We start from the raw sequence: 25387 nt of genomic DNA, 5'->3' as shown, positions 1-25387 counted from the left end.
CCCGGCTTCCTGCTACGCTTAGTGGCATTAGCGGCTGCCGGGCTTTTGCATACGGTTTAGCATTTGTTTTCATGGAGAAAATATGTCACTCAGTCGACGTCAGTTCATTCAGGCATCGGGTCTGGCGCTGTGCGCGGGAGCCGTGCCGCTGAGGGCTGAAGCGAGCGGAGCGCAAATCCCGTTACCGGTCCCCCCGCTGTTGGAGTCTCGCCGCGGTCAGCCGCTGTTTTTAACCCTGCAGCGTACGCACTGGCCGTTTATCGCCAACCGCAAGGCCCCCGCCTGGGGCATCAACGGCATGTATCTCGGGCCGACGGTGCGGGTATACAACGGCGACGACGTTAAACTGATTTACAGCAACCGCCTGGCGGAGCCGGTGTCGATGACCGTCAGCGGTCTGCAGGTGCCGGGCACCCTGGTGGGCGGCGCGGCGCGACTGATGTCGCCGGGGGTGGACTGGTCGCCGGTGCTGCCTATTCGTCAGGCGGCGGCCACCTGCTGGTATCACGCCAACACGCCGGAGCGCATGGCGCCGCAGGTTTACAACGGCCTGGCCGGCATGTGGCTGGTGGAAGATGAGGTCAGCAAATCGCTGCCGCTGCCTAACCACTACGGCGTGGATGATTTCCCGCTGATCGTGCAGGACAAGCGGCTGGATAACTTTGGCACGCCGGAGTACAGCCCGCCGTCGCAGGGCGGTTTCGTCGGCGATACGCTGCTGGTGAACGGCGTGCAGAACCCGTACGTTGAGGTGTCGCGCGGCTGGGTGCGGCTGCGTTTGCTGAACGCCTCCAACGCGCGCCGCTATATGCTGCAGCTGAGCGACGGCCGTCCGCTGACGGTGATCGCCAGCGATCAGGGCTTTCTGCCTGCGCCGGTGGCGGTGCAGCAGCTCTCTCTGGCGCCAGGCGAACGGCGTGAGGTGCTGATCGATATGTCGAAAGGCGAGGAAGTGACGCTGAACGCCGGCGAAGCGGCGGGCATTATGGATCGCCTGCGCGGTCTGTTTGAGCCTTCCAGCCTGCTGGTGTCCACCCAGGTGCTGACGCTGAAACCGACCGGCCTGCTGCCGCTGGTGACGGATAATCTGCCGATGCGTCTGCTGGCGGACCAGCTGTTGGACGGCGGCGTCAGCCGCACACGGGAGTTCCGTCTGGGCGATGACGTGGCGGGGATTAACGGTGCGGTGCGCGATGTGAACCGCGTCGATCTGCAGACCCAGCAGGACAGCTGGGAGCGCTGGGTGATCCGCGCCGATACGCCGCAGTCGTTCCATATTGAGGGCGTGCAGTTCCTGGTGAAAAGCGTGAACGGCGCGCAGCCGATGGTTGAGGACCGCGGCTGGAAGGATACCGTTTGGGTTGACGGCGAGGTGGAGCTGGTGGTGCACTTTACCCAGCCGTCCTACGATCACTTCCCGTTCCAGTATTACAGCCAGACGCTGGAGCTGGCTGACCGCGGCAGCGCCGGGCAGTTTGTGGCGCAGCCAGCAGGTTGATTAATGGTGTTATTGACATGGTTTTCTGTAGAGAGCCGTGTCACTGGAATTGCCGTAAACGTGCGGTATTTCTCTGTCACTGAGGTGAACGGCAATTGCAGGGGCCGTAGGCGCGGCCCCTGCACCCGCGCCCGCGCTTAGGCACGTTCTGCCCTTCGGGTACCCTCACGGCGTCACCGTCGCCGGGCGGGTCGGCTCTACAGGCATCCCTGCCTGTGCCGCCTCAACCGGACATCCTTGTCCGGTTGCCCCTGGCTCGGGTTCCTTGTTCGGCAGCCCGTGATGCGCGCTAAAGGTCAACACCCGAATCTGTAATTACCGGGCGAGTTGGCGTATGGTTTTGACGGTCTGACCGATATTTTTCGAGGTGGATGCAATATGGCTGGGAGCCGAGTTTTCGGCCCCTGCAATTGCCGTTCATTATCGTGGCAGAGAAATGCCGATCGTTTACGGCAATTCTTATTACTCATTGCTTACAGAAATCGTGAATAAATATCCCTGCAGAGCTGACTGCTTATGCCTCCGGGAAGCGCTGGCGCAGCTGCGCCCAGTCCGGCGCGGCGTCGGCGCCGCGGCTGGCCACCACGCAGGCGGCGACGCGGTTGGCCAGGTCAACGGCCTGCGGCAACGGCCAGCCGGCAGAAAGGGCGGCCAACAGGCCGGCGCAGTGGGCGTCGCCGGCGCCGATCGTGTCCACCACCTCCACCGGATAGGCGGCGATATGCTGCGGCGGGTGCTTGCCGTCACAGATCCAGGCGCCGTCGCTGTCGAGGCGGCAAATCAGGGTGAAATTGCGGGCGGCGGCGTAGCGCTGCGCCGCCTCGACCGGATCACCGTCGCCGCACAGGATGGCGACCTCGTCGCGGTTGAGCGTCAGTAGGGTATGGCTGTCGCTCAGCATGGCGAAGAACTCCTCGCCGAGCAGGCCGACGCGCGGGCCGGGATCGATCAGCCGGTACTGGTCAAACGGCAGGCGGGTCAGCCATTCGCGCAGCGCGGCGCCCGGCTCGCCCACCAGCTCATAGCCGTTGGCGTAAACCAGCGTCTCCGGCGTCAGCGGCAGGGTCGCCAGCTGCGCCTTGTTCCACTGCGCTTCACAGCCGCTGACGGTGATAAAGGTTCTTTCGCCGTTCGGCTCGGCCAGCGCCAGACACCAGCCGTTATCCATCTGTCCGTGCCGCAGCAGCACCGGCAATCCCAGCGCCTGCATCGCCGCTTCTACGGCGACTCCCCATTCGCCGTTGCCGACCGGCATACCGTTCACCACCGACACGCCCAGCCGGCACAGCACGCGGGCGACGTTAAAGGCGCAGCCGCCAATTTGCCGCCCCTGCGGCCGGGCTTCAATATCTTCGCCGCTGACGGGCAGGCGCGGCAGCGTCATAACCAGATCGCCGACGGCGCCGCCCAGCACCAGCACCGGCGTGACTGCAGAAAATTCACTCATTTACTTACGTTCTCCGCCCGCGGCCAGAAACAGGCCGTAGGCGATAAGGCTAACCAGGAAGGAAACAAACAGCCCGAGGCTGGAATCCGCGAACAGGCCTTTGGCCAGCGGCCCGTCAATAAAGCCGCTTTTGGTGACCATCAGTCCGCTGAGGGCGCCGAGAAACCAGCAGCACAGCGGCACCGTACGCACGCCGCGATTCTGGCCGTTCAGGCCGTACAGCGCGTTGCCGTCGTAGCCATGATGGCGGCGCAGGCGCAGGTAGTCGAGGATGAATATCGCTTCCCAGGCGGCCAGAAACACGCCGCAGAACACCAGGAAGGCGATAAACGGCCCCATAAAATCGCCGGAGACGAACAGTACATAGAGGGCGATGGCCAGCACCAGCAGCGCATCCAGCGATACCGCCAGCGACTGTTTGACCTTGACGCCGATGGTCAGCAGGTTAAGGCTGGCGGAGTAAAGGCTCAGCACCGCAATGGTGACGATGCCGGCGGTCGCCGTCAGCAGATAGGGAATCGCCATCCAGGTCGGCAGCACCGAGCCAATCAGGGCGATCGGGTTGGCCGAAGAGGCCAGATCGGGCAGCTGCACCGACAGCAGAATACCGGTAAACATCAGCAGCACCAGCGGCAGGCAGGCGCCGCTCATCACCGCGGCGAAGATGCTTTTATTCGAGCTTTGCGGGCTTTGGTAGCGGCTGTAGTCCGCGCCGGCAATCGCCCAGCCGATGCCGGTGCCGGCGGCGATGATCGATACCGCCGGCAGGAAGCCGGTCAGCCAGCTGCCGGCGGGCAGCGCCAGCACGCGCTGCCATTCGGTGGTGAAGGCGATATACAGCACCACGACCAGCGTCATGCTGCCGAAGATACGGCTGAACCAGGTCTGCAGCCAGACCACGGTGTTTTGTCCGAGCAGGCTGACGACGATGGTCAGGCCGCCGAACAGCAGCAGGCTGACGCCGGTCAGCAGCGGGCTTTCCGCCAGCCCCATCGCCTGGAACAGCGCCGCCAGCGTCAGCGTGCCGGTAATGACGTTCACCGCCTCCCAGCCCATCAGGTTGATCCAGCTGAAGGCGGTGGGGGCGATATTGCCTTTTAGGCCGAAGATGACCCGCGACAGCGTCAGCGTCGAGGTGCGGCCGCGTTTGCCGGCGAAGCTGGTATAGCCGACCAGCGCAAAGCTGGCGACGCCGACCAGCGCGGCAAGCACCGACTGGATAAACGACAGGCCGAAGCCGACGATCAGCGCGCCGTAAACCACGCCGAGGATGCCGATATTGGCCGCTGACCATACCCAAAACAGCTCGATGGGCCTACCGGTTTGCTCCGCCTCGGGCACCAGATCGATGCCGGTGCTTTCAACTTTCCATGTTTCACTGCGGTTTATGTCACTCATGCTGCAGATTTACCCTTGGTTGCGCAGCGCCTCCAGAGCCGCTGCATATGGTTGAAAATCAATCTGATTCGCCTGGTTCAGTGTTTCAATCCATTGCGCCGGAAATGCTTCAATGCCGCGCAGCGCGCCGCAGATTGCCGTCGCCATCGCGCCGATGGTGTCGGTATCGCCGCCAAGGTTGGCGGCCAGCAGCGCACAACGCACCGGATCGCCATCCGCCAGCTCGACCAGCGCCAGCGCGCAGGGAATGGACTCAATGGTGTCCATGCCGGCGCCGACGGTGTGGTAAAGCTCGGCCAGCGCCTCGCTGTCCGTCAGCGGGCGCACGCGTTCTGCCACGTCCAGCGCCCATTGAATGCGGCGGCTCAGCGACGGGCTGAAGGTGGTGATCTGCTGTTGCTGCATCTGTTCCACCCGCGGCGGCAGCGCCTGTTTAATCGCGCGCCAGTCGTCGCCGTCGATGGCGCGGCTGACCGCCCAGGCAATCGCGAAGGCGCCGGCCACGGCGATATCAGATTTATGCGTCGGGCTACAGGCCAGACGCACGGCATCCATAAAGTAGCCTAAATCATTGGTGGATAACAGACATCCCAGCGGTGCGATGCGCATGGCGGCGCCGTTGGTTACGCCGTTGGCGGTGATTTCCGCGATGGGTTTGCCGGCGCGGATGGCGTACAGCGCGGCTTTGGAGGTGGGGCCGAGAATGTTTTTATTGAAGGCGTCGACCTGTTCTGCCCACAGCATGATGTGGTGGGCGATGCGTTCGGGTTCCACCTTGCCGTGAGCGGCGAGTAGCGCCTCCATCAGCGCTACTGCCTGCTGCGTGTCGTCGGTGTATTCGCCGGCGACAAAACCCGTCGCGGCAATATTCTCATCCGGGCCTGGCAGAAAGCGATCGATCCAACCAAAATAATCGCGTACCTGCCGTAGCGGCCACAGTTCCGACGGCATCCCCATCGCATCGCCGGCAGCTTGGCCATACAGCGCGCCAAGAATGGCGAGGTGAGGATTTTTTCTTATTGTCATGGGTATTCCCTGGTGTTGGTGCATGTTGAATTAAACACGTCAACGGTACCACCATAATGGCAAAATGGATCCAATGAAAGTCCATTACGGCAAAAATGTGATGCCAATCTAGATCCATTGCACAACTCTCGGCACAAACCTCCTGCTGCGGCAGTAAAATATGATAAAAGCAATCGCCAGAGAGGGCGCCGATATTGAGAGAGCAGTTTGATGAGTGATTTTAATGTGTGGCTGCGTCAGCAGCTGACGCAGGCGGTTGCCGCACCGCGCTATATGCAGTTGGCGGCCACGCTGGAGACGGCGATCAAACAGCGGGTGCTGGCCGCCGGCGATTTTCTGCCGCCTGAACGCGTGCTGGCCGAACAGCTGGCGGTGTCGCGGGTGACCGTCAGCAAGGCATTGAAACTGTTGGAAGAGAAGGCGTTGATTTCACGCCAGCAGGGCGTGGGCACCCGGGTGGCGGTATATATGGATTATTCGCTGTCGCAGGAGCAGGGCTTTACCGCCCAGGTGACGCGCAGCGGCGGCGCCGCCAGCAATCAGTGGCTGCTGCGTACCCGCGTAACGCCGCCGCCGGAGATTGCGCAGGCGTTAAATCTGGCCGAGTATGAGCCGGCGGTGAAGCTGCGCCGTCTGCGGCTGGTGGACGGCAACCCGGTCTCGCTGGAAACCACCTACATCCCGCCGCGTTTTCTGCCCGACCCCGAGCGGCTGGAGCATTCGCTCTACGCGCTGTGGCGCGAGCGCGGCATCGTACCGGAAGGGAAGCACTTCCTGCTGAAGGCGATCGCCTGCAGCGATGACATCGCCGGGCTGCTTAACGTTGCCAGCGGCGCGCCGCTGCTGCAGGTGACGCAGACCAGCCGCAACGCGCAGGGAGAGGTGCTGGAGGTCAGCGAAGTGCTGTGCCGCAGCGACGTGTACGAGTTTGAAGTCAGCAGTTAGCGGGCCGGCGCGCAGAAATAACCCTGCTCTTTTTGCCGATAGTGCGTATAATCGCCGCCCGGCGATTAATTAACCTGCAAAAGAGCACTGTCGAATGAGCACCACCAGCCTGATCCAACCGGATCGCGAACTGTTTTCCTATAAGCCTTACTGGGCCGAATGTTACGGCACCGCGCCGTTTTTGCCGATGTCGCGCGAAGAGATGGATCAACTGGGCTGGGACAGCTGCGATGTAATTATTGTCAGCGGCGACGCTTACGTCGACCACCCCAGCTTCGGCATGGCGATTATCGGCCGCATGCTGGAAGCGCAGGGGTTCCGCGTCGGCATTATTGCCCAGCCGGACTGGAGCAATAAAGACGACTTTATGCGCCTTGGCAAACCGAACCTGTTTTTCGGCATTACCGCCGGCAATATGGATTCGATGATCAACCGCTATACCGCCGACCGTAAACTGCGTCACGACGACGCCTACACGCCGGGCAACGTCGGCGGCAAGCGTCCCGATCGCGCCACGCTGGTGTATACCCAGCGCTGTAAGGAAGCCTACAAGGACGTGCCGATTGTGCTCGGCGGCATCGAAGCCAGCCTGCGCCGCATCGCCCACTATGATTACTGGTCGGATACCGTGCGCCGCTCGGTGCTGGTGGACTCCAAGGCCGATATGCTGATCTACGGCAACGGTGAGCGTCCGCTGGTGGAGGTGGCGCACCGCCTGGCCGCCGGCGAGAAGATCGCTGATATCCATGATATCCGCAACACCGCGGTGATGCGCAAGGCGCCGCTGCCGGGCTGGAGCGGGGTGGATTCCACCCGTCTGGATAAGCCGGGGCGCATTGAGCCGATTCCCAACCCTTACGGCGAAGACCTGCCCTGCGCCGACGGCGCCCAGCCGGAGCCGGAAGCCAAGCCGGTCACCGTGCGCGCCGCCAAGCCGAAGCCGTGGGAAAAAACCTATGTGCTGCTGCCGTCCTTTGAGAAGGTCAAGGCGGATAAAGTGCTGTACGCCCACGCTTCGCGTATTTTGCACCATGAAACCAACCCGGGCTGCGCCCGCGCCCTGATGCAGAAGCACGGCGACCGCTACGTGTGGATCAACCCGCCGGCGATCCCGCTGAAAACCGAAGAGATGGACAGCGTGTTCGCGCTGCCGTACCAGCGGGTGCCGCACCCGTCCTACGGCGAGGCGCGCATTCCGGCTTACGATATGATCCGTTTCTCGGTCAATATCATGCGCGGCTGCTACGGCGGCTGTTCGTTCTGCTCGATCACCGAGCACGAAGGGCGCATTATCCAGAGCCGTTCCGAAGATTCGATCATTCGCGAAATTGAAGAGATTCGCGACAAGGTGCCGGGCTTTACCGGCGTGATCTCCGATCTGGGCGGCCCGACCGCCAATATGTATATGCTGCGCTGCACCAACCCGCGCGCCGAGCAGACCTGCCGCCGCGCCTCCTGCGTGTATCCGGAAATCTGCACCTATATGGATACCAACCACGAGCCGACCATCAAGCTGTACCGCCGCGCGCGTGAATTGGCAGGGGTGAAGAAGATCCTGATCGCCTCCGGGGTGCGTTACGATCTGGCGGTGGAAGATCCGCGCTATATCAAAGAGCTGGCCAGCCACCACGTGGGCGGCTATCTGAAGATTGCGCCGGAGCATACCGAAAGCGGGCCGCTGTCGAAGATGATGAAGCCGGGCATGGGCAGCTACGATCGTTTCAAACAGCTGTTCGACCACTACTCCAAGCAGGCCGGCAAAGAGCAGTACCTGATCCCGTACTTTATCTCCTCGCATCCCGGCACGCAGGACGAGGATATGGTCAATCTGGCGCTGTGGCTGAAGAAAAATCGCTTCCGTCTCGATCAGGTGCAGAACTTCTATCCGTCGCCGATGGCGAACTCCACCACCATGTATTACAGCGGTAAGAACCCGCTGGGCAAGGTGGGCTATAAGTCGGAAGAGGTGTTTATCCCGCGCGGCGATCGCCAGCGCCGCCTGCACAAGGCTCTGCTGCGCTATCACGATCCGGCCAACTGGCCGCTGATCCGCGGCGCGTTGGAAGAGATGGGTCTGAAGCACCTGATCGGCAGCCGCCGCGACTGTCTGGTGCCGGCGCCGAGCATTGACGAGCAGCGCGAGAGCAAACGCCTGCAGCGTCGTACGCGTCCGGCGCTGACCAAGCACAGCGATATTCAGCGCCAGCGCTCACCGTCCAATAAGCCGCCGCGCAAGCCGATCCGCAGCGCTGGCGCCAAAGGCAAGGCGTAACCGCTGCTCGGAGCAGGCTAATGATGCCGGTCAGCGACTGACCGGCATTTTTTTCGCCGTATTACAGCCGGGCGTAGGCCGCTTCCACCTTCGCCAGGTAGCGCGGCGCCTGCGCCGACGGATGATGCTGGCGCACGTGCCACCAGAACGCCTCGGGAGACAGGCTGTTAATCATGCTGACCGCCTGACGGCGGTTGGCGGAAAAGGTGCGCAGCAGCGCGCCGGCGCCGTTGACGTAGGCCACTTCGGTGGCGTAGCGCAGCGTCACCGGGTTATCAATCCCCCGCAGCTGCCGCTGCAGCGAAGCCAGGTAGGCGGCGCCCAGATCGATATTGGTCTGTGGGTCGAGCAGGTCGTCATCGTCCGGGCAGCCGCTTTTCCCCTTAAACTGGTAGGCGTCGCAGCCGGCGGTGGAGGCCTTCAGCTGCATCAGGCCGACGGCGTTGGAGCGGCTGACCGCCGCCGGGTTAAAGCCGGACTCTACCTGAATCATCGCGGCGATCAGTTTGGCGTCGACGTCATACTCGTCGGCGGCGTCGGCGATGGCGCTATCAAAGCTGTGGCGGTCGTAGCTGACGGATTTGTGCTTGCTGGAACAGCCGGCGAGGATCAGTAGCGCCAGCGGGATGGCCAGGCGCGAGCAGGCGGCGATCGAAAATTTCATAGTGCTCCGTGCGATGGGAAGGTTTCAGGCATTGATAGTGCCATCATCGCCGGCGGGCAGGCAAAGATTTTGACCAAAAGCGCTACGGCGCGCACGGGGTGGAAAAAGGCCCGCGCGCGGCGGGCCGGGGAGGGAGAGGTTCAGCGGGCGGCGGGATCCGGCCCCAGACGCTTGCCGCTGTCCAGTTTGGCAATCTGGCCCAGCTCATCCTTATCCAGCTTAAAGTCGAACACCGCAAAGTTTTCGCGGATGCGCGACGGCGTGACGGATTTCGGAATCACCACCAGGCCGTTATCCAGGTGCCAGCGCACCACGATCTGCGCCGGGGTTTTCTCATATTTTTCCGCCAGATGCTTGATCACCGCCTGGTCGAACACGCCTTCGCCGCCCTGCGCCAGCGGGCTCCAGGATTCGGTGGCGATGTGATGCATGGCGTTCCAGGCGTGCAGCTGGCGCTGCTGCAGCAGCGGATGCAGCTCGACCTGGTTGATCACCGGCGTGACGCCGGTTTCATCCTGCAGGCGCTGCAGGTGCGGGATATTGAAGTTACAGACGCCGATGCTCTTCGTCAGGCCCTGTTCGCGCAGCTTGATCAGGCTGCGCCAGGCGTCGACATACTGATCCTGCGCCGGCCGCGGCCAGTGGATCAGGTACAGATCGACATAGTCCAGCCCCAGTTTTTTCAGGCTGGTCTCCAACGCGGCCTGCGGGTCACCCTGATCGTCATCCCACAGTTTAGTGGTGACAAACAGTTCACTGCGCGGTACCGAGGCTGACTGCAGCGCACTGCCGACGCCTTCCTCGTTTTTGTAAATAGCAGCGGTATCAATGGAGCGATAACCAACCTCCAGGGCTTTCGCCACGGCATTGGCTGTCTCTTCAATGCTCGCCTGCCAAACGCCGAGACCCAACTGCGGCATCAGATTACCGTCGTGGAGTTTGATGATGGGTTGCGTTGTCATGCGTATCTCCTTTTGACCTGATTGCCGACGTTAACCACGTCGGAAAGCTTGCTTTAATTTTAGACCCTGCCGCGCGGTTAACGTTGCAGTGCGTGAGGCTGGCCGCAGCGGTACGGCGTCGGGGGTCGTTGGCGACTGTCAGGAGTGCCGAAGGTTAGCGGTGCGTCGGCGATCCTGCGGAACCTGCTGTCATGCGTCTCCTCCGGTAAATGAGCCAAATGGCGAAAACAGAACTGACGGAGGCGCCGTCGGCGCGGGGAAAAGCGCCCGGAACGTCCGGGCGCAGGCAATACGTTATTGTGAGGCCGGGCGGCCAACGGCTGGCGCCTATGGCGCCGCAAATTGATCGGCCCGGCCTATAAGCCTAGCAGGAAATTGGCGGCGTGCGATTAACGCGCTGCCTGATAGATGCGCTCGCTGACCTCGAGAGTGATGTCCTGATGCTCGCCCAGCGCGGTCATGCCGTGCTCACGCAGCTTTTCCAGCAGGGCAGGGATGCTGCTGCCGTCGAGCTGGTAGTCGGCCATCCGGGTCGGCACGCCCATTTTTTCGAAGAACTCGGCGGTGGCGGCAATGGCGGCGTCGATGCGCTGATCGTCATCACCGTCGCGCAGTTCCCAGACGCGCTCGGCGTACTGCAGCAGTTTGTCGCGTTTTTGCGCCTTTTTCTCCCGCAGCAGCGACGGCAGAACGATCGCCAGCGTCTGCGCGTGATCCAGGCCGTGCATCGCCGTCAGCTCGTGGCCGAGCATATGGGTCGCCCAGTCCTGCGGCACGCCGGCGCCGATCAGGCCGTTCAGCGCCATGGTGGCGCTCCACATCACGTTGGCGCGCACCGCATAGTTTTCCGGTTCCGCCAGCGCGCGCGGACCGTCTTCCAGCAGCGTCAGCAGCAGGCCTTCGGCGAAGCGGTCCTGCACTTTAGCGTCGACCGGGTAGGTCAGATACTGCTCCAGCGTGTGCACAAAGGCGTCCACCACGCCGTTGGCGATCTGGCGCGGCGGCAGCGAATAGGTGACCTGCGGATCCAGCACGGCAAACTGCGGCTGCACCAGCGGCGAGAAGAAGTGCTGCTTGTCGCCGCTGCTTTTGCGGGTGATCACTGCGCCGCTGTTGGATTCCGAACCGGTGGCCGGCAGGGTCAGTACGCAGCCCATCGGCACCGCGCGGGTGATTTCACTGCCTACGGTCTGCATGATGTGCCAGGCGTCAGGGGAGGCGCTGTAGTCCGCCGCGGCGGCTATAAATTTGGTGCCGTCCACCACGGAACCGCCGCCGACCGCCAGCAGGAAGTCAATCTTCTCGGCGCGCACCACGTCGACCGCCTTCATCAGCGTTTCAAAGGTCGGGTTCGGCTCAATGCCGCCGAACTCGCTGACGCTGCGCCCCTGCAGCGCGGCGTGCACCTGATCCAGAACGCCGTTTTTCTTCACGCTGCCGCCGCCGTAGGTAATCAGAATGCGGGCGTCGGCCGGAATTTGTTGGCCCAGTTCGGCAATTTGATCTTTACCGAACAGAATTTTGGTTGGGGTATGGAGAATAAAGTTTTGCATGGTTTATTTGTCCAGTTTAAAGCCTTGTTGCTGAATGGCCGGAAGCACATTCGGGAAATAGATATGCTGGTAATAGCTGGCGGTGTTGCGGCTCCAGTCGTCGCCGTCCGCGCGGCCGGTCTGCTGCCAGTAGTCGCTCAGCGTCTGGTTATAGGCCTTGATAGCGTCCGGCAGGGTTTCGCGCTGATAGCGCTCCTCATGGCGGAAGCTGCCGATCGGCAGGCGCGGTTTCTGCTGCGCGCCCCGATCGACATGGCCGATCACCAGCCCGGCGACCGGGAAGGTCAGTTCCGGCAGCTGCAGCAGCTCGATCAGCGCCTGAGGATCGCGACGGATGCCGCCGATCGGCACGATGCCCAGCCCGTGCGAGCGGGCGGCGGTCATCAGCGCGCCGAGCGCGATGCCGACGTCGGTGCTGCCGGAAATCAGGCTCTCAATGCTCTGGTGCGCCGTTTGCTGCTGGCCGCCCATGGCGATGCCCAGCCGGGTTTTGTGCATATCCAGCACCACGGTGATAAACACCGGCGCTTGGGCGATCCACGCCTGGCCGCCGGCAATTTCGGCGATGCGCGCGCGCTGGACGGGGTCGCGGGTGACAACCAGCGAAACCTGCTGGGAGTTGACCGAGGTCGGCGCCAGATGGGCGGCGGCGATAATACTGTCGAGCACCTCATCGGCGATCGGCTGGTCGAGATAGCTGCGCTCGCTGCGGTGCGACGTCAGCAGGTCAATGGTCTGGTTCATGATCAGGCTGCCTTATCCAACTCCGCTCCGGTTGGCAAAACGGCGTCGGCCGCGCCCTGAAGGGACGGAACGACGGTTGCTGGGCAGAGGGGAGCGTTTCAGATTGACGACGGGAGCGGCCTCTTGCCTAAAGCTGTAAGGAAGATGGCGCCCGCTAATTTGTGGGGGCTATTGTCAGTGACAGGCAGCGGTATTAACAATGCACATTCCTGCCTGATGTTTGCCTATTTCTACAAAACGCTGTAGGAACGGGCGGCGTTTTATTATGCTTTATACCGTATTATTCCTCATCATATCGGAGGCAGCGTGAGCGACATTGACGAACTTCGGCGCCGGATGGCGCAGCAGGCGGCGCGCTTTGCCGTGGGCAACGGCTTTACGTCGTCGCCGGTGCCGCAGGTGGATATTCTGTATGCCGACCGGCACTACCCGCGCCAGCCGGTGATGTACGATCCCAGCATTGTGATTATTTTTCAGGGGCACAAGGTCGGTTACTGCGGCAGTAAGGTGTTCCGCTACGATCCGCGCAACTATCTGCTGATGACGCTGCCGCTGCCGTTTGAGTGTGAAACCTTCGCCAGCCCTGAGCAGCCGCTGGTGGGGATTTCGGTGCGGATTGATACCCAGATGCTGCAGGATCTGCTGATCGATATCGGCGACGACAACTATCTGACGGCGCCGCACGGCGAGAGCAGCGGCATCAACTGTGCGTCGCAGAATGATGAGATGCTGTGCGCCACCGAGCGTTTGCTGGACGTGATGGAAAAACCGCTGGATGCGCGGGTGCTGGGGCCGCAGATCGTGCGTGAACTTCTCTATTACGTGCTGTGCGGCCGCAGCGGCGCGTCGCTGCAGGAGCTGGTCAGCCGCCATACCCACTTCAGCCAGATCGCCAGGGCACTGCGGCGTATTGAAAAGCAGTATGCGGAGAGCCTGAGCGTGGAGGCGCTGGCCAGCGAGGTGAATATGAGCGTGTCGGCGTTTCACCATAATTTTAAGGCGGTGACCAACACCTCGCCGCTGCAGTACGTGAAATCCTACCGTCTGCATAAGGCGCGGCTGCTGATGCTGCACGACGGTCTGAAGGCCAGCACGGCGGCGATGCGGGTGGGTTATGAAAGCGCCTCGCAGTTCAGCCGCGAGTTTAAGCGTTTCTTTGGCGTCACGCCGAGCGATGAAGTGGCGCGGGTGCGGGATAACTACGCCGCCTGACGACCGACGCGGCGGCCGTCAGACGAAGGGTCAGGAAGCCCGGCGCTTTTTACGCCAGATCACCAGCATGGCGCCGATCAGCCCGAACACCAGCAGCGCCAGCGGCAGGATCATCAGGCCGGCCATCACCTGATCCTCATAGCGTTTGACGAGGGGAATCTGGCTGAAGGCGAAGCCCAGCCCGACCACCGACACCACCCACAGCAGGGCGCTCAGCCAGTTGAAAAACTGAAAGCGGGTATTGCTCAGGCCGGAGATGCCCGCCATGGTCGGCAGCAGCGTGCGCACAAACGCCAGAAAGCGTCCTACCAGCAGCGCCGTCAGGCCGTGGCGGTGAAACAGCACGTGCGCGCGCTGGTGGTACTGCGCGGGCAGCTGCAGCAGCCACCCCTTAACCAGCCGGGTATGCCCCAGCCAGCGCCCCTGCAGATAGCTGAGCCAGCAGCCGAGGCTGGCGGCCAGCGTCAGAATCATCAGGGTCGGTACAAAGGACATCACGCCCTTGGCGATTAAGGCGCCCGCCAGCAGCAGCAGGCTGTCGCCGGGCAGAAAAGACGCCGGCAGCAGGCCATTTTCCAAAAACAGGGTGATAAAAAGCACCGTATAAACCACCCAAATCACGCTGGGATCGGCCAGAGCCGTAAAATCCTGTTGCCAAAGCGCGTGAACAATCTCTTTTAATACATCCATTTTCTGTCCCGTTGCGCCAGGTTCACCTTACTAAGCAAATATGATGCGGATTAGTGTACCTCTATTAGCGTAACCGGACATTAAATGACGCATAGAAATATGCTTGCGATGGATAATTTTCTCTATTACCCGGCAAATTTTTATCGATTGCCGGCCTGCAGACGCTCAAAGCCCGCCGCCAGATCGTCGATCAGGTCCTGCACGTTTTCCAGGCCGATATGCAGCCGCACCAGCGTGCCGGAAAAGTCTACGCCGCCGGCCGGGCGGATCGCCTCCAGCTCCTCCGGCTGATTCGCCAGGATCAGGGACTCATAGCCGCCCCAGGAGTAGGCCATGGTGAAATGGCGGAAGTGGTCGAGATAGTCGGCCAGCTGCGCCTCGCTCAGGCGCTGCTTCAGGACAAAGGAGAACAGCCCGTTACAGCCGCTGAAATCGCGCCGGTAAAATTCATGCCCTTTGCAGGCGGGCAGCGCCGGGTGGTTGACGCGGGCGACTTCCGGCCGCTCGGCCAGCCAGCGGGCGACGGCGATGCTGCTCTGCTCATGCTGTTTCAGCCGTACGCTCAGCGTGCGCAGGCCGCGGCTGGCCATATAGGCGGTATCGGCATCCACCATCTGCCCCATCAGGTAAGAGTATTCACGCAGCTGTTCCCAGCAGCGGGCGTTGGCGACCGCGGTGCCGAGCATGTAATCGGAGTGGCCGATGATGTATTTGGTGCCGGCCTGAATGGAAATATCAATGTCGAACTCCAACGCCTTGAACAGCACGCCGGCGGCCCAGGTGTTGTCGATCATAATGACAATCTCCGGATTCACCGCGCGCACGGCGCGCACGATGGCCGGAATATCCTGTATTTCCAGGGTGATCGACCCCGGCGATTCCAGGAACACCACGCGGGTGTTCGGCTGGATCAGCTCGGCGATGGCCTCGCCCAGCAGCGGATCGAAATAGGTGGTGGCGACATTCATCCGGCCGAGAATATGCGTGCAGAAATCCTGCGTGGGCTCATACACCGAGCCGGTCACCAGCACGTGGTCGCCGGCGCTGACGAACGACAAAATGGCGTTGGAGACCGCGGCGGCGCCGCAGGGATAGAGCACGCAGCCGGCGCCGCCCTCCAGCTCGGTCATCGCCTCCTGAAAGGCGAAGTGGGTCAGGGTGCCGCGGCGGCCGTAGAACAGTTCGCCGTGGGCGCGCTGCGCCGTGGCGTGCTTTTTATCGGCCACGCTGTCGAACACCAGCGAGGAGGCGCGCTGCGTCACCGGGTTGACCGCGCCGTGGGTATAGCGCTTGCTGCGGCCGGCGCCGATCAGCGTGGTATCGAGATTTTTGGACGTCATACGGCTTACCTGCTGGTTATGCATAGTGAAAACGGTGATGCGCACTACGTTAGCATGTTGGCAAATAGCCATCCAGACGTTTTTACTTCCGTTGATAAAAGCGGCGGTGATTCACTGCCTTCCCCCTGCCGCGCGGTGAAATACGCTGCATTGGCGGATAAAAAAAGCCCGTTTCTCGGCAAACGGGCCAACAGGCAACGTGAAAAGGGCGGCAGAGACGCGGTTCAGCCGCCCATTACGCCAAACAGATGCGGCAGCCACAGCGAAATGGCGGGAATATAGGTCACCAGCAGCAGCACCATAAACAGCACGCAGTAAAACGGCAGCATGGCTTTGACCACCGCCTCGATTTTCTGCTTGCTGACCGCGCTGGCGACGAACAGCACCGAGCCGACCGGCGGGGTGATCAGGCCGATGCCCAGGTTGATCATCATAATCATGCCGAAATGCACCGGGTCGATGCCCAGCGCGTTGGTGACCGGCAGCAGCACCGGCGTCAGGATCAGGATCAGCGGCGCCATATCCATCAGCGTGCCGAGCGCCAGCAGCATGATATTGATGCAGACCAGAATGACGTATTTGTTGTGGGAAATGGCGGTGAAGAACTCGGTGATGCGCAGCGGCAGCTGCATATAGGTCATCACCGCGCCGAAGCAGGCGGCGAAGCCTATCAGGATCATCACGATGGTGACGGTTTTGATAGTGCGGTACATCAGGTTGGGCAGCTCAGACCAGCGGTAGTCGCGGTAGATAAACATGGTGACGAAGAACGCCCACAGGCAGGCTACCGCCGCGGATTCGGTGGCGGTAAAGATACCGGACATGATGCCGCCCATGATGATTACCACGGTCATCAGCCCCCACAGCGTATCGAGGCAGATTTTCAGCGCCTGACGCAGCGGGATGGCTTCCCCCTTCGGGTAGCCGCGCCTGTGGGCGAAGCCGACGCACATCACCATCAGCGAGACGCACAGCAGCAGTCCCGGCAGAATACCGGCGACGAACAGCGAGGCGATCGACACCGTACCGCCGGCGGCCAGCGAATAGATCACCGCGTTATGGCTGGGCGGGATCAGGATCGCCTGCACCGAACCGCTGGCGGTGACCGAGGCGGCGTAGTCGCGCGGGTAGCCCTTTTTCTCCATCTCCGGCACCATCACCGAGCCGATCGAGGCGGTATCCGCCACCGAAGAGCCGGAGATCGCGCCGAAGAAGGTGGAGGCGACAATATTGACCAGCGACAGGCCGCCGCGCACAAAGCCGACGAAGATATAGGCGAAGCTGACCAGCCGGCGGGCGATGCCGCCTTCCGCCATAATGGCGCCGGCCAGGATAAAGAACGGGATCGCCAGCAGGGAGAACTTGTTGACGCCGCTGGTCATCTGAATCATCAGCGCCTCCAGCGGCAGATCGATCCACAGCGCGCCGGCGATGGCGCTCAGCCCCACGGCGTAGGCTACCGGCACGCCGATGGCCAGCAGCAGGGCGAGAGAGGCAAGCAGAATAAAGGCGTCCATAGCGCAGGCTCCGTCAGGTATTGCCGAGCATCACCAGCGGACGGTGGTGCTGCGGGCCGAAGAGTAACCGCTCAATCACGAACAGCAGCGTCACGGCTGAGCCAATCGGCAGCGGCAGATAGGCCTGGCCGGCGCTCAGCAGCGGGAACTCCGCCACCGGCTGCAGCCACAGCTGGCTGCACAGGCCGTAGCCGTAATAGAGAATAAACAGGCAGATTACCGTCATCAGCAGGTCCGCCAGCCGGCCGCAGCAGCGCTGCCAGAACGGCGGCAGGCGGTCGGTCAGCATATTGACGGCGATATGCGCGCCGGCGCGGTAGCTGACGGCGGCGCCGATAAAGGTAAAGGTGACCATGCACAGGATGGCGATCGGCTCCGGCCAGGCCGCGCCCTCATTGAGCACGTAGCGGCTGAAGATGCCCACCGGTATTACGGTGACCATCACCAGCAGCGCCGCGCCGGCCAGCCACATGGCGAGGCGGTACAGCAGATCCATCGCCTGATGATAAGCGTGCGCCATCAGCAACCTCCGACCAAGCAGGAAAAGGGGCGGTTATTGCACCGCGTTAATGCGGGCGATCAGATCCTGATGCGCCTTGCCGTACTGGTCGCGCACCGGCTGGGTCATCTTGTAGAACGCTGCGCGGTCGATGTCGTGGAACTGCACGCCGCCGGCCTTCATTTTTTCCAGCGCCTGCTGGTTATAGGCGGCCCACAGGGTGCGCTGTTCGGCCTGCGCCTCTTTCGCCAGCTTGAGGATCAGCTGCTGGTCGGCCGGGGTCAGTTGGTCCCATTTGACTTTGGAGTAGAGGAACAGCTCGGGAATAATAAAGTGGCGGCTCAGGGTGTAGTTTTTGGTTACCGGCAGATAGTTGTGGGCGATAAAGGTCGGCGGGTTGTTCTCCGCGCCGTCGATAACGCCGGTCTGCAGGCCGCTGAACACTTCGCTGACCCCCATGCTGACGGCGTTGGCGCCCATGGCTTTCAGCGTCGCCAGCGCAATCGGGCTGCCCTGCACGCGGATTTTCATCCCCTGCAGATCCTGCGGCTTCACCACCGGCTTTTTGGTGATCAGATTGCGGGTGCCGGAATCCATCCAGCCGAGGAACACCAAACGCGAGGTGGGGTCGTTGGTGATCTTGTCGCCGATCTCCTTGCCGATCTCACCGTCCAGCACCTTATGCAGATGCGCTTCGTCGCGGAAGATGTACGGCAGGGTGAACACGTCGATCTCCGGCAGAATCGCCGCCACCGGCGCCATGGAGACGCGGATCATATCAATCGCGCCAATCTGCGCCTGCTCAATCATCTGCTTTTCGTCGCCGAGCATGCCGCCGGGGAAGGTTTTCAGCTCCAGGCGATCCTGCGTGGCGGCCTTCAGCTTGTCGCCCAGATGTTGGACCGCGACGACATTGGGGTAGCCTTCCGGGTGGACGTCGGCGGCTTTGATTTGTTGCGCCAGTGCGGCCTGGCTGCACAGTAACGTGCAGAGCGAGAGGCACAAACCTGATAGGGCGTGGGGCAGTTTCATCGCAGATCTCCAGAGTGTCGGGCATCGGTTATTGTTTTTTCATCATCCCAGGCGCGCAGCGTGAACGGGAAAGGGGCGCGTCAGGCCGGTTTCGCGCTGCGTCAGTACAAAAGATAAACACAGTTGAAACCTGCTTGCTACATAATTGAAAAGCCGTTTTAAAAATAATTGATCGACGTCACTGTGAGGGGGAAAAAGCCCGCGCGTTTCGTGATGAGGTTAAAAAAACGACTAAACGGTGACGGGGTTGTTGGCGTTTGCGCGGGTAAATGTTACACAGCGGCGGGCGATAGCGCTGCGGCTGGCGCGGGTTAACGGTTTTTTGGACCGGAGATGCGTTATTGAGTAAATAATAATGATAACTACTATCAATCCGTGATTGGTTTGATATGATCGCACGCTGAATTCTGTTTAATTTTGATCGGTAATGGTTGGAGGCGCAGCGTGAAAACGGCTGGCAAGACTATGAATCAAAGAGCCCGCGGCGCTGGCCGGGGACAGTGGGGCGCCGCATTCGGGCGCGGTTTGATCGCGTCCATGGTGCTGGTGGCCGGGCTGGCCGGCAGCGCGCAGGCCGCGCCGGAAACTCAGCCGGCTGCTACCGAGAGCGCCTCTGCGGCAGCAACGCCGGCGCCGGCCAGCGCCGCGCCGCAGTCCGTGACGCCGGTTAACCCGGCGCCGACCGTTCAACCACCGGAAACGCGCGGTATGGATCTGTCCGTCTGGGGCATGTATCAGCACGCCGATGCGGTGGTGAAAACCGTAATGATCGGCCTGGTGCTGGCATCGATCATCACCTGGACCATTCTGTTTGCCAAAGGCAGCGAGCTGACGCGCGCCAAGCGCCGCCTGCGCCGTGAGCATCAGCAGCTGGCCGAAGCCCGCTCGCTGGATGAAGCCAGCCAGATGGCGCAGAGCTTCCAGCCGGAGAGCATCAGCGCCGTGCTGCTGAATGACGCGCAGAACGAGCTGGAGCTGTCGGCGGAATCCAACGACAACAACGGGATTAAAGAGCGCGCCGGTTTCCGCTTTGAGCGCCGGGTGGCGGCCTACGGGCGTCAGCTGGGCAAAGGCAACGGCTTCCTGGCCACCATCGGCGCGATTTCGCCGTTTGTCGGCCTGTTCGGCACCGTTTGGGGCATTATGAACAGCTTTATCGGCATCGCGCATTCGCAGACCACCAACCTGGCGGTGGTGGCTCCCGGCATCGCAGAAGCGCTGCTGGCTACCGCGCTGGGCCTGGTCGCTGCTATCCCGGCGGTGGTGATTTACAACATCTTTGCCCGCGTGATCGGCGGCCACCGCGCGCAGGTTGGCGACGTGGCGGCGCAGGTGCTGCTGCTGCTGAGCCGTGACCTGGATCTGGCGGCGACGGCGGAAGCCAAGCGCGCACAGCACGCACACCAGCTGCGGGCGGGGTGATCTATGGCGATGCGCTTAAATGAAGATTTGGACGACAGCGGCGAACTGCACGAAATCAACGTAACGCCGTTTATCGACGTTATGCTGGTGCTGTTGATCATCTTTATGGTGGCGGCGCCTCTGGCTACGGTGGATATCCGTGTCGATCTGCCGGCTTCGACGGCCAAGCCGCAGCCGCGCCCGGAAAAACCGGTGTTCCTGTCGGTGAAGGCTGACAAGCAGCTGTACGTCGGCGACCAGCCGGTGACGGCGGCGCAGCTGACCTCGGTACTGGACAGCCGCACTCAGTCCAACAAGGAAACCACCATCTTCTTCCAGGCGGACAAGAGCGTGGATTACGCCACGCTGATGAGCGTGATGGATACGCTACGCAACGCCGGCTACCTGAAAGTGGGGCTGGTGGGGATGGAAGGGGCTGCCAAGTAGTTTCTGCAGTTATAAGCAAGGCCGGGCATTGCCCGGCCTTGCTTTTATCACTGGTTGTTAAGCGCGCGCATGCGCCGCCGCGCGGGCAACCTGCTCATCGCTGGGGCGTACGCCGGTGTAGAGAACGAACTGCTCCAGCGCCTGCAGCGCAATCACCTCCGCGCCGGTAATCACCGCTTTGCCCTGCTGGCGGGCGTGGCGAATCAGCGGCGTCTCCGCCGGCAGCGCCACCACGTCAAACACCCGCTCGGCGGCGGCGATGCAGTCCGGCTCAAAGGCCAGCTGCTGCGCCTCGGCGCCGCCCGCCATGCCGATCGGCGTGACGTTAATCACCATCTGCGGCCGCAGGCTGCCCATCTCCGGCAGCCATGTATAGCCGTACTGCTGCGCCAGCGCCCGCCCGGCGCGCTCGTTACGCGCGATAATATGGCCGTTGCGCAGGCCGGCGTCGCGCAGCGCGGCGGTCACCGCTTTGGCCATGCCGCCGCTGCCGCGCAGGGCAAACGAGGTGGAGGGCGCGACCTGATGCTGCGCCAGCAGTTTGGCAACGGCGATATAGTCGGTGTTGTAGGCGCGCAGCAGGCCGCCGTCGTTGACGATGGTGTTAACCGAATCGATGGCCGTGGCGGAGGGATCCAGCTCATCGAGGAACGGGATGCAGCTCTCTTTGAACGGCATGGACACCGCGCAGCCGCGGATGCCCAGCGCACGCACGCCGCCGACCGCCGCCTGAATATCCTGGGTGGTGAATGCCTTGTAGATAAAGTTCAGCCCCAGCTGCTGATACAGGTAGTTGTGAAAGCGGGTGCCGAAATTGCCGGGACGGCCGGCCAGCGACATGCACAGCTGGGTATCTTTGTTAATTTCTTGCGACATGGGCGCTCCGTGGTAATTAGCGTTGGTCATGCAGCGCCAGCGAACCGGCGTGGCGCCAGTGAATGCTGCCGGGCAGGTACAGGGCGTTGTGTTCCGGCGGACGCTCGTCAATCAGCTGCGTCGCCAGCTCGAAGCTGTGCTGCGCCAGCCCGCGGCAGTCCTGCGCCACGGTGTCGATTTTCAGCGTCATGCAGTCGAACAGGTAGTGGTCGTCAAAGCTGCACAGGTGGATATCGCTGTCCATCAGCTGATGCTGGGTGAGATAGCGCAGCACCCCTTCCAACAGGCCGCAGGCGGCGGTAAACAGCGCCTTCGGCGGGCGACCGAGGCGCGCGCACAGGCCGGCGATCATTTCATAGCCGGAGCTGGGGTGATAGTTGCCGCTGATGATCCACTCATCCCGGGCGCTGACGCCGGCGTTTTCCAGCCCTTGACGGAAGCCGGCCAGGCGATCGCGCGTCGGCGACAGGCGCGGCTGGCCGCCGAGGAAATAGAACTCGTCGGGGTGCTGCCGGGCGACCGTTTCCACCAGCTGCGCGGTCGATGACACCGAATCGGTGATCACCAGCGGCAGCGACGAACCGTTAATCACCCGGTCCATCTGCACCACCGGCAGGCTGGCGTTAATCTTCTGGTATTCCGCGTCGTTTAGCTGGCTGGAGGCGACGATCAGCCCGTCAACCTGGCGCTGCACCAGATTGTTCACCGCCATCATCTCCTGCGCCGGGTTTTCATCCGAGCAGGCAATCAGCAGCTGCAGGCCGGCCTCGCGGCACAGGGTTTCCAGTTCACGGGCGATAACCGCAAAGCCGTAGTTGGTCATTTCCGGCACCACCAGCCCGAGGGTATGGCTGCGGGTCGAGCGCAGCGAGCGGGCGTGAATGCTGGGTTGGTAGTGGTGCTCGTTAGCCAGCGCCAGGATGCGATCGCGGGTATCGTCGGAGACGCGGTATTGCTTGCTGCGGCCATTAAGCACCAGGCTGGCGGTCGACTTCGACACGCCGGCCAGCCCGGCAATATCACTGATGGTTATGCGTTTATTCTTTTTCACTAACGGCATCTATGTTCATCGTAGGATGCCTTATTCTAACATGCATGGCCGCAGCGGCCAGTATTGCAGCGCCAGCGGCGCGGCGCCGTGCAGCCGCAGGTCTGGCGGCGCGGCAGGGAAGTAGCGCGAGCTCATCACCGCGGCGCCGCGGTTGATAAAGATCTCCACGCTGGAGCGGTCAAACAGCAGCTGCAGCTCCCGGAGATCGCCGCGCCAGTAGCGGTGTTCCGCCGCGCCGCTGCGCAGGTTAGTGCGCGTTAGCGTCAGCCGTTCTCCGTCCCAGGTCAACTGCATGGCGTCGCCGAAGCCGGCGTGGAACGGGCCGTGCGGCGTTAACCACAGTTCGGCGCTGCCGAGCGCCAGCGGCGGCGCGTCGTCGGCCGCTCCCAGCCAGCGGGTCAGATCCCCGCGCAGCTGCTGCAGTTCGGCGACTGGCTGCTGATACAGCCGGCCGTCGCGCAGCGTCAGCTCGCGCAGGCAGGTCATGGTGTGCAGCCAGCCGTAGCGCGTCGTCGGCTGCAGCTGTTCGTCCTGTTCCGGCACCCCCATCCAGCCCACCAGCAGCCGGCGGCCATCTTCCGCCAGCGTGGTTTGCGGCGCATAAAACTCGAAGCCGGCATCCAGCTCGTGAAAGTCACCGTGGCTGAAGCGTGCCGCCGGGTAATCCAGCTCGCCGACGAAATAACCGGCCTGATAGACGTTGAGATAGCGCTCCGGCTGCGCCGCCAGCCCCTGCGGGCAGCAAATCAGCACCTCGCGCCCGGCAAGGCGGAACAGATCCGGGCACTCCCACATATAGCCGAAGTCGCCCAGGCCGTTCAGGTGCGCGCCCGCGATCTCTCCCAACAGTGTCCACTGACGCAGGTCCGCGGAGCGCAGCAGCAGCACCTTGCCGCGGTCCTGCAGGTCGCGCGCGCCCAGCACCATGTACCAGTGTTGCTCATGGTGCCAGACCTTCGGGTCGCGCACGTGGCCGCTGTAGCCGTCGGGCAGCGGCAGCACCGGGCCGAGCTTGCGGTATTCACCGCGCTCATCCTCCTGCGCCAGACATTGGTAGGCGGTGCGCGAACCGTCGGGGTATTTCACATTGCCGGTATAGACCAGCATGATCTTGTCGTCCGCCGCCACCGCCGAGCCGGAATAGCAGCCGTGGCTGTCGTAGCAGGCGTCGGGCAGCAGCGCCACCGGCTGGTGCTGCCAGTGCAGCAGATCGCGGGACTGCCAGTGGCCCCAGCATTTGCGGCCGTGGTCGCAGGCCAGCGGGTTCCACTGATAGAACAGATGGTAGACGCCGTTGTGCTGAATAAACCCGTTGGGATCGTTGAGCAGCCCGACGCTGGGCGCCAGGTGCCACAGCGGGCGGTGAGGATCGGCGGCGGCGCGCGTCTGGCCCTGCATCAGCGCCAGCGCGGTGTGTTTCATCAGGCTCAGCGCATCCATTATTTATCGTCCGTCTGGTATTTCAGCAGCAGGGAAAGGCCAAAGGCGCTGCCGAAGGCGATCGCCAGCCCGATGATATAGCTGAGCAGCGCGCTGGCCTGTACGATGGCCATGCCGGGAATGGCGGTCAGGCCGACGGCGTTCATGCCGACGTGATTGGCGACCACCCAGGCGCCGCCGAGCGCGCCGCCGGCCAGCGCGGCGAGGAAGGGTTTGACAAAGCGCAGGTTGATGCCGAACAGCGCCGCCTCGGTGATGCCGAGCATGGCGGAGAAGCCGGAAGGCACCGCGATCGCCTTGATTTTGGCGTCGCGGGTTTTAAAGTACACCGCCAGACAGGCGCCGCCCTGCGCGATGTTGGCCATTGACCAGATCGGCAGCAGGAAGTTGACGCCGATATTCGGGTTGCCCAGCAGCCCGGCCTCGATGGCGTGGAAGCTGTGGTGGATGCCGGTGATGACGATCACCGAATACAGGCCGCCGAACAGCAGCCCGGCCAGCCAGCCGGCGTGGGCGATCAGCGTGCTGAGCAGCAGCGAGATGCCGTCGCCGAGCGCGCGCCCCGCCGGGCCGATAAACAGCATGGCGACGAAGCCGGAGATAATCACCGTCAGGAACGGCGTCAGGATCAGATCGAGCGCATCAGGAATCGCTTTGCGCAGCTGTTTTTCCAGCGCGCTCATAAACCACACCGCCAGCAGCACCGGGAACACCGTGCCCTGATAGCCGATCATCGCGATCTCCAGCCCGAAGAAGTTCATGGTGGAGAAGCCCTCGGCCACGCCCCAGGCGTTGGTCAGCGCCGGATGAGTCAGAATGCCGCCCAGCGTGGCGCCGAGATAAGGGTTGCCGCCGAATTCACGCGCGGCGGTGAAGCCAATCAGGATCGGCAGGATGATAAACGCCGCCGAGCTGAACATATCGAGCATCACGAACAGCGCATTATCAGGGCTGGCCCAGCCGTAGGTTTTCATCATGCCGAGCAGCCCCATCAGCAGGCCGGAGGCGACGATGGCGGGAATGATCGGCACGAAAATATTCGACAGCAGGCGGGCGATGCGCTGCAGCGGATTGAGCTTTTTCGCCGCCAGATTGGCGGCTTCCGCTTTGCTGGATTCATTGACGTCCGCCGCCTTGATAAATTCGGCATGCACCTTGTTCACCAGGCCGGTGCCGAAAATCACCTGAATTTGTCCGGCGTTGCGGAAGCAGCCTTTCACCCCCTCCAGTTGCCCGATGGCGGCGGTATCGACCCGGCTGTCGTCCAGTAGCACCAGTCGCAGGCGCGTGGCGCAGTGGGCCGCGCTGGCGATATTGTCTTTCCCGCCGAGTAGCGGCAGCAGCGCCTGTGCGGTTGCGGTGACGTTCATGTG

At 62.5% G+C, this 25387-nt stretch carries 22 protein-coding genes; 6 read left to right on the top strand and 16 right to left on the bottom strand.

Going from position 1 to position 25387, the window contains the following annotated elements:
- Nucleotides 1-82 precede the first annotated feature (82 nt).
- The gene (ftsP, locus tag I6G83_RS03785; protein ID WP_054307923.1) at nt 83-1498 is read left to right on the top strand and encodes a cell division protein FtsP; all 1416 of its coding nucleotides are present in this window, start codon (nt 83-85) and stop codon (nt 1496-1498) included.
- A gap of 514 nt (nt 1499-2012) precedes the next feature.
- On the opposite strand, the gene I6G83_RS03780 is transcribed toward ftsP, so the two are convergent.
- From I6G83_RS03780 to I6G83_RS03770, 3 genes are read right to left on the bottom strand one after another with little or no spacing between them, the layout of a single operon-like run.
- Complete coding sequence (locus I6G83_RS03780) at nt 2013-2945, bottom strand: PfkB family carbohydrate kinase (RefSeq protein ID WP_054304757.1); 933 nt, start codon at nt 2943-2945, stop codon at nt 2013-2015.
- Nucleotides 2946-4343, bottom strand: coding sequence for a purine-cytosine permease family protein (locus tag I6G83_RS03775; RefSeq protein ID WP_054304756.1), 1398 nt, complete (start codon nt 4341-4343; stop codon nt 2946-2948).
- Between the two features lie 9 nt (nt 4344-4352).
- On the bottom strand, nt 4353-5369 hold the full coding sequence (locus I6G83_RS03770; RefSeq protein ID WP_054304755.1) for an ADP-ribosylglycohydrolase family protein: 1017 nt from the start codon (nt 5367-5369) through the stop codon (nt 4353-4355).
- 210 nt (nt 5370-5579) lie between these two features.
- Between I6G83_RS03770 and I6G83_RS03765 the strand changes: the two genes are divergently transcribed.
- Together I6G83_RS03765 and I6G83_RS03760 are read left to right on the top strand one after the other, a co-directional pair.
- Entirely contained in the window at nt 5580-6314 is a 735-nt protein-coding gene (locus I6G83_RS03765) for a GntR family transcriptional regulator (RefSeq protein ID WP_054304754.1), read from the top strand.
- 94 nt (nt 6315-6408) lie between these two features.
- Nucleotides 6409-8586 (top strand): YgiQ family radical SAM protein, encoded by a 2178-nt coding sequence (locus I6G83_RS03760; protein WP_054304753.1) that lies wholly within the window; start codon nt 6409-6411, stop codon nt 8584-8586.
- 61 nt (nt 8587-8647) lie between these two features.
- On the opposite strand, the gene I6G83_RS03755 is transcribed toward I6G83_RS03760, so the two are convergent.
- From I6G83_RS03755 to I6G83_RS03740, 4 genes are all read right to left on the bottom strand, one after another.
- Complete coding sequence (locus tag I6G83_RS03755; RefSeq protein WP_054304752.1) at nt 8648-9250, bottom strand: transglycosylase SLT domain-containing protein; 603 nt, start codon at nt 9248-9250, stop codon at nt 8648-8650.
- 140 nt (nt 9251-9390) lie between these two features.
- Complete coding sequence (gene dkgA / locus I6G83_RS03750; RefSeq protein ID WP_054304751.1) at nt 9391-10212, bottom strand: 2,5-didehydrogluconate reductase DkgA; 822 nt, start codon at nt 10210-10212, stop codon at nt 9391-9393.
- A 389-nt stretch (nt 10213-10601) separates the two neighbouring features.
- Complete coding sequence (gene yqhD, locus I6G83_RS03745) at nt 10602-11765, bottom strand: alcohol dehydrogenase (protein WP_054304750.1); 1164 nt, start codon at nt 11763-11765, stop codon at nt 10602-10604.
- A 3-nt stretch (nt 11766-11768) separates the two neighbouring features.
- Nucleotides 11769-12509: an NADPH-dependent oxidoreductase gene (locus tag I6G83_RS03740; RefSeq protein ID WP_054304749.1), complete on the bottom strand. Its 741-nt coding sequence runs from the start codon at nt 12507-12509 to the stop codon at nt 11769-11771.
- A gap of 306 nt (nt 12510-12815) precedes the next feature.
- Between I6G83_RS03740 and I6G83_RS03735 the strand changes: the two genes are divergently transcribed.
- A complete protein-coding gene (locus I6G83_RS03735; RefSeq protein WP_054304748.1) occupies nt 12816-13721 on the top strand; it encodes an AraC family transcriptional regulator in 906 nt (301 codons plus the stop codon).
- Between the two features lie 30 nt (nt 13722-13751).
- Here the strand turns inward: I6G83_RS03735 and I6G83_RS03730 are convergent, their stop codons facing one another.
- The 5 genes from I6G83_RS03730 to I6G83_RS03710 form a co-directional block, all read right to left on the bottom strand.
- Entirely contained in the window at nt 13752-14411 is a 660-nt protein-coding gene (locus I6G83_RS03730) for a DedA family protein (RefSeq protein WP_015673990.1), read from the bottom strand.
- A gap of 140 nt (nt 14412-14551) precedes the next feature.
- Nucleotides 14552-15751, bottom strand: a complete 1200-nt coding sequence (gene metC, locus I6G83_RS03725) for a cystathionine beta-lyase (protein WP_054304759.1) — start codon at nt 15749-15751, stop codon at nt 14552-14554.
- A gap of 224 nt (nt 15752-15975) precedes the next feature.
- Nucleotides 15976-17268 (bottom strand): TRAP transporter large permease, encoded by a 1293-nt coding sequence (locus I6G83_RS03720; protein WP_054304747.1) that lies wholly within the window; start codon nt 17266-17268, stop codon nt 15976-15978.
- A gap of 13 nt (nt 17269-17281) precedes the next feature.
- Nucleotides 17282-17788: a TRAP transporter small permease gene (locus I6G83_RS03715; RefSeq protein ID WP_054304746.1), complete on the bottom strand. Its 507-nt coding sequence runs from the start codon at nt 17786-17788 to the stop codon at nt 17282-17284.
- 33 nt (nt 17789-17821) lie between these two features.
- Nucleotides 17822-18799 (bottom strand): TRAP transporter substrate-binding protein, encoded by a 978-nt coding sequence (locus I6G83_RS03710; RefSeq protein ID WP_054304745.1) that lies wholly within the window; start codon nt 18797-18799, stop codon nt 17822-17824.
- 444 nt (nt 18800-19243) lie between these two features.
- Between I6G83_RS03710 and exbB the strand changes: the two genes are divergently transcribed.
- Both exbB and exbD read left to right on the top strand, forming a co-directional pair.
- A complete protein-coding gene (gene exbB, locus I6G83_RS03705) occupies nt 19244-20221 on the top strand; it encodes a tol-pal system-associated acyl-CoA thioesterase (protein ID WP_072186049.1) in 978 nt (325 codons plus the stop codon).
- Between the two features lie 3 nt (nt 20222-20224).
- Nucleotides 20225-20647, top strand: a complete 423-nt coding sequence (gene exbD, locus I6G83_RS03700) for a TonB system transport protein ExbD (RefSeq protein WP_054304744.1) — start codon at nt 20225-20227, stop codon at nt 20645-20647.
- A gap of 57 nt (nt 20648-20704) precedes the next feature.
- On the opposite strand, the gene I6G83_RS03695 is transcribed toward exbD, so the two are convergent.
- Genes I6G83_RS03695 through I6G83_RS03680 form a run of 4 tightly spaced genes read right to left on the bottom strand, consistent with a single transcriptional unit; the run spans nt 20705 to nt 25384 of the window.
- Nucleotides 20705-21523: a shikimate 5-dehydrogenase gene (locus tag I6G83_RS03695; protein WP_054304743.1), complete on the bottom strand. Its 819-nt coding sequence runs from the start codon at nt 21521-21523 to the stop codon at nt 20705-20707.
- 16 nt (nt 21524-21539) lie between these two features.
- Nucleotides 21540-22583 (bottom strand): substrate-binding domain-containing protein, encoded by a 1044-nt coding sequence (locus I6G83_RS03690; protein WP_054304742.1) that lies wholly within the window; start codon nt 22581-22583, stop codon nt 21540-21542.
- Nucleotides 22584-22604: 21 nt separating this feature from the next.
- On the bottom strand, nt 22605-24014 hold the full coding sequence (locus tag I6G83_RS03685) for a sucrose-6-phosphate hydrolase (protein ID WP_054304741.1): 1410 nt from the start codon (nt 24012-24014) through the stop codon (nt 22605-22607).
- Nucleotides 24014-25384 (bottom strand): sucrose-specific PTS transporter subunit IIBC, encoded by a 1371-nt coding sequence (locus tag I6G83_RS03680; protein WP_054304740.1) that lies wholly within the window; start codon nt 25382-25384, stop codon nt 24014-24016. Before I6G83_RS03680 ends, I6G83_RS03685 begins: the two co-directional genes overlap by 1 nt.
- Nucleotides 25385-25387 lie beyond the last annotated feature (3 nt).

It is taken from the genome of Serratia rubidaea, assembly GCF_016026735.1.
Lineage (GTDB): Bacteria > Pseudomonadota > Gammaproteobacteria > Enterobacterales > Enterobacteriaceae > Serratia_B > Serratia_B rubidaea.
The sequence above is the reverse complement of the archived record's forward strand: the minus strand, read 5'-3'. Positions and strand labels throughout refer to the sequence as shown.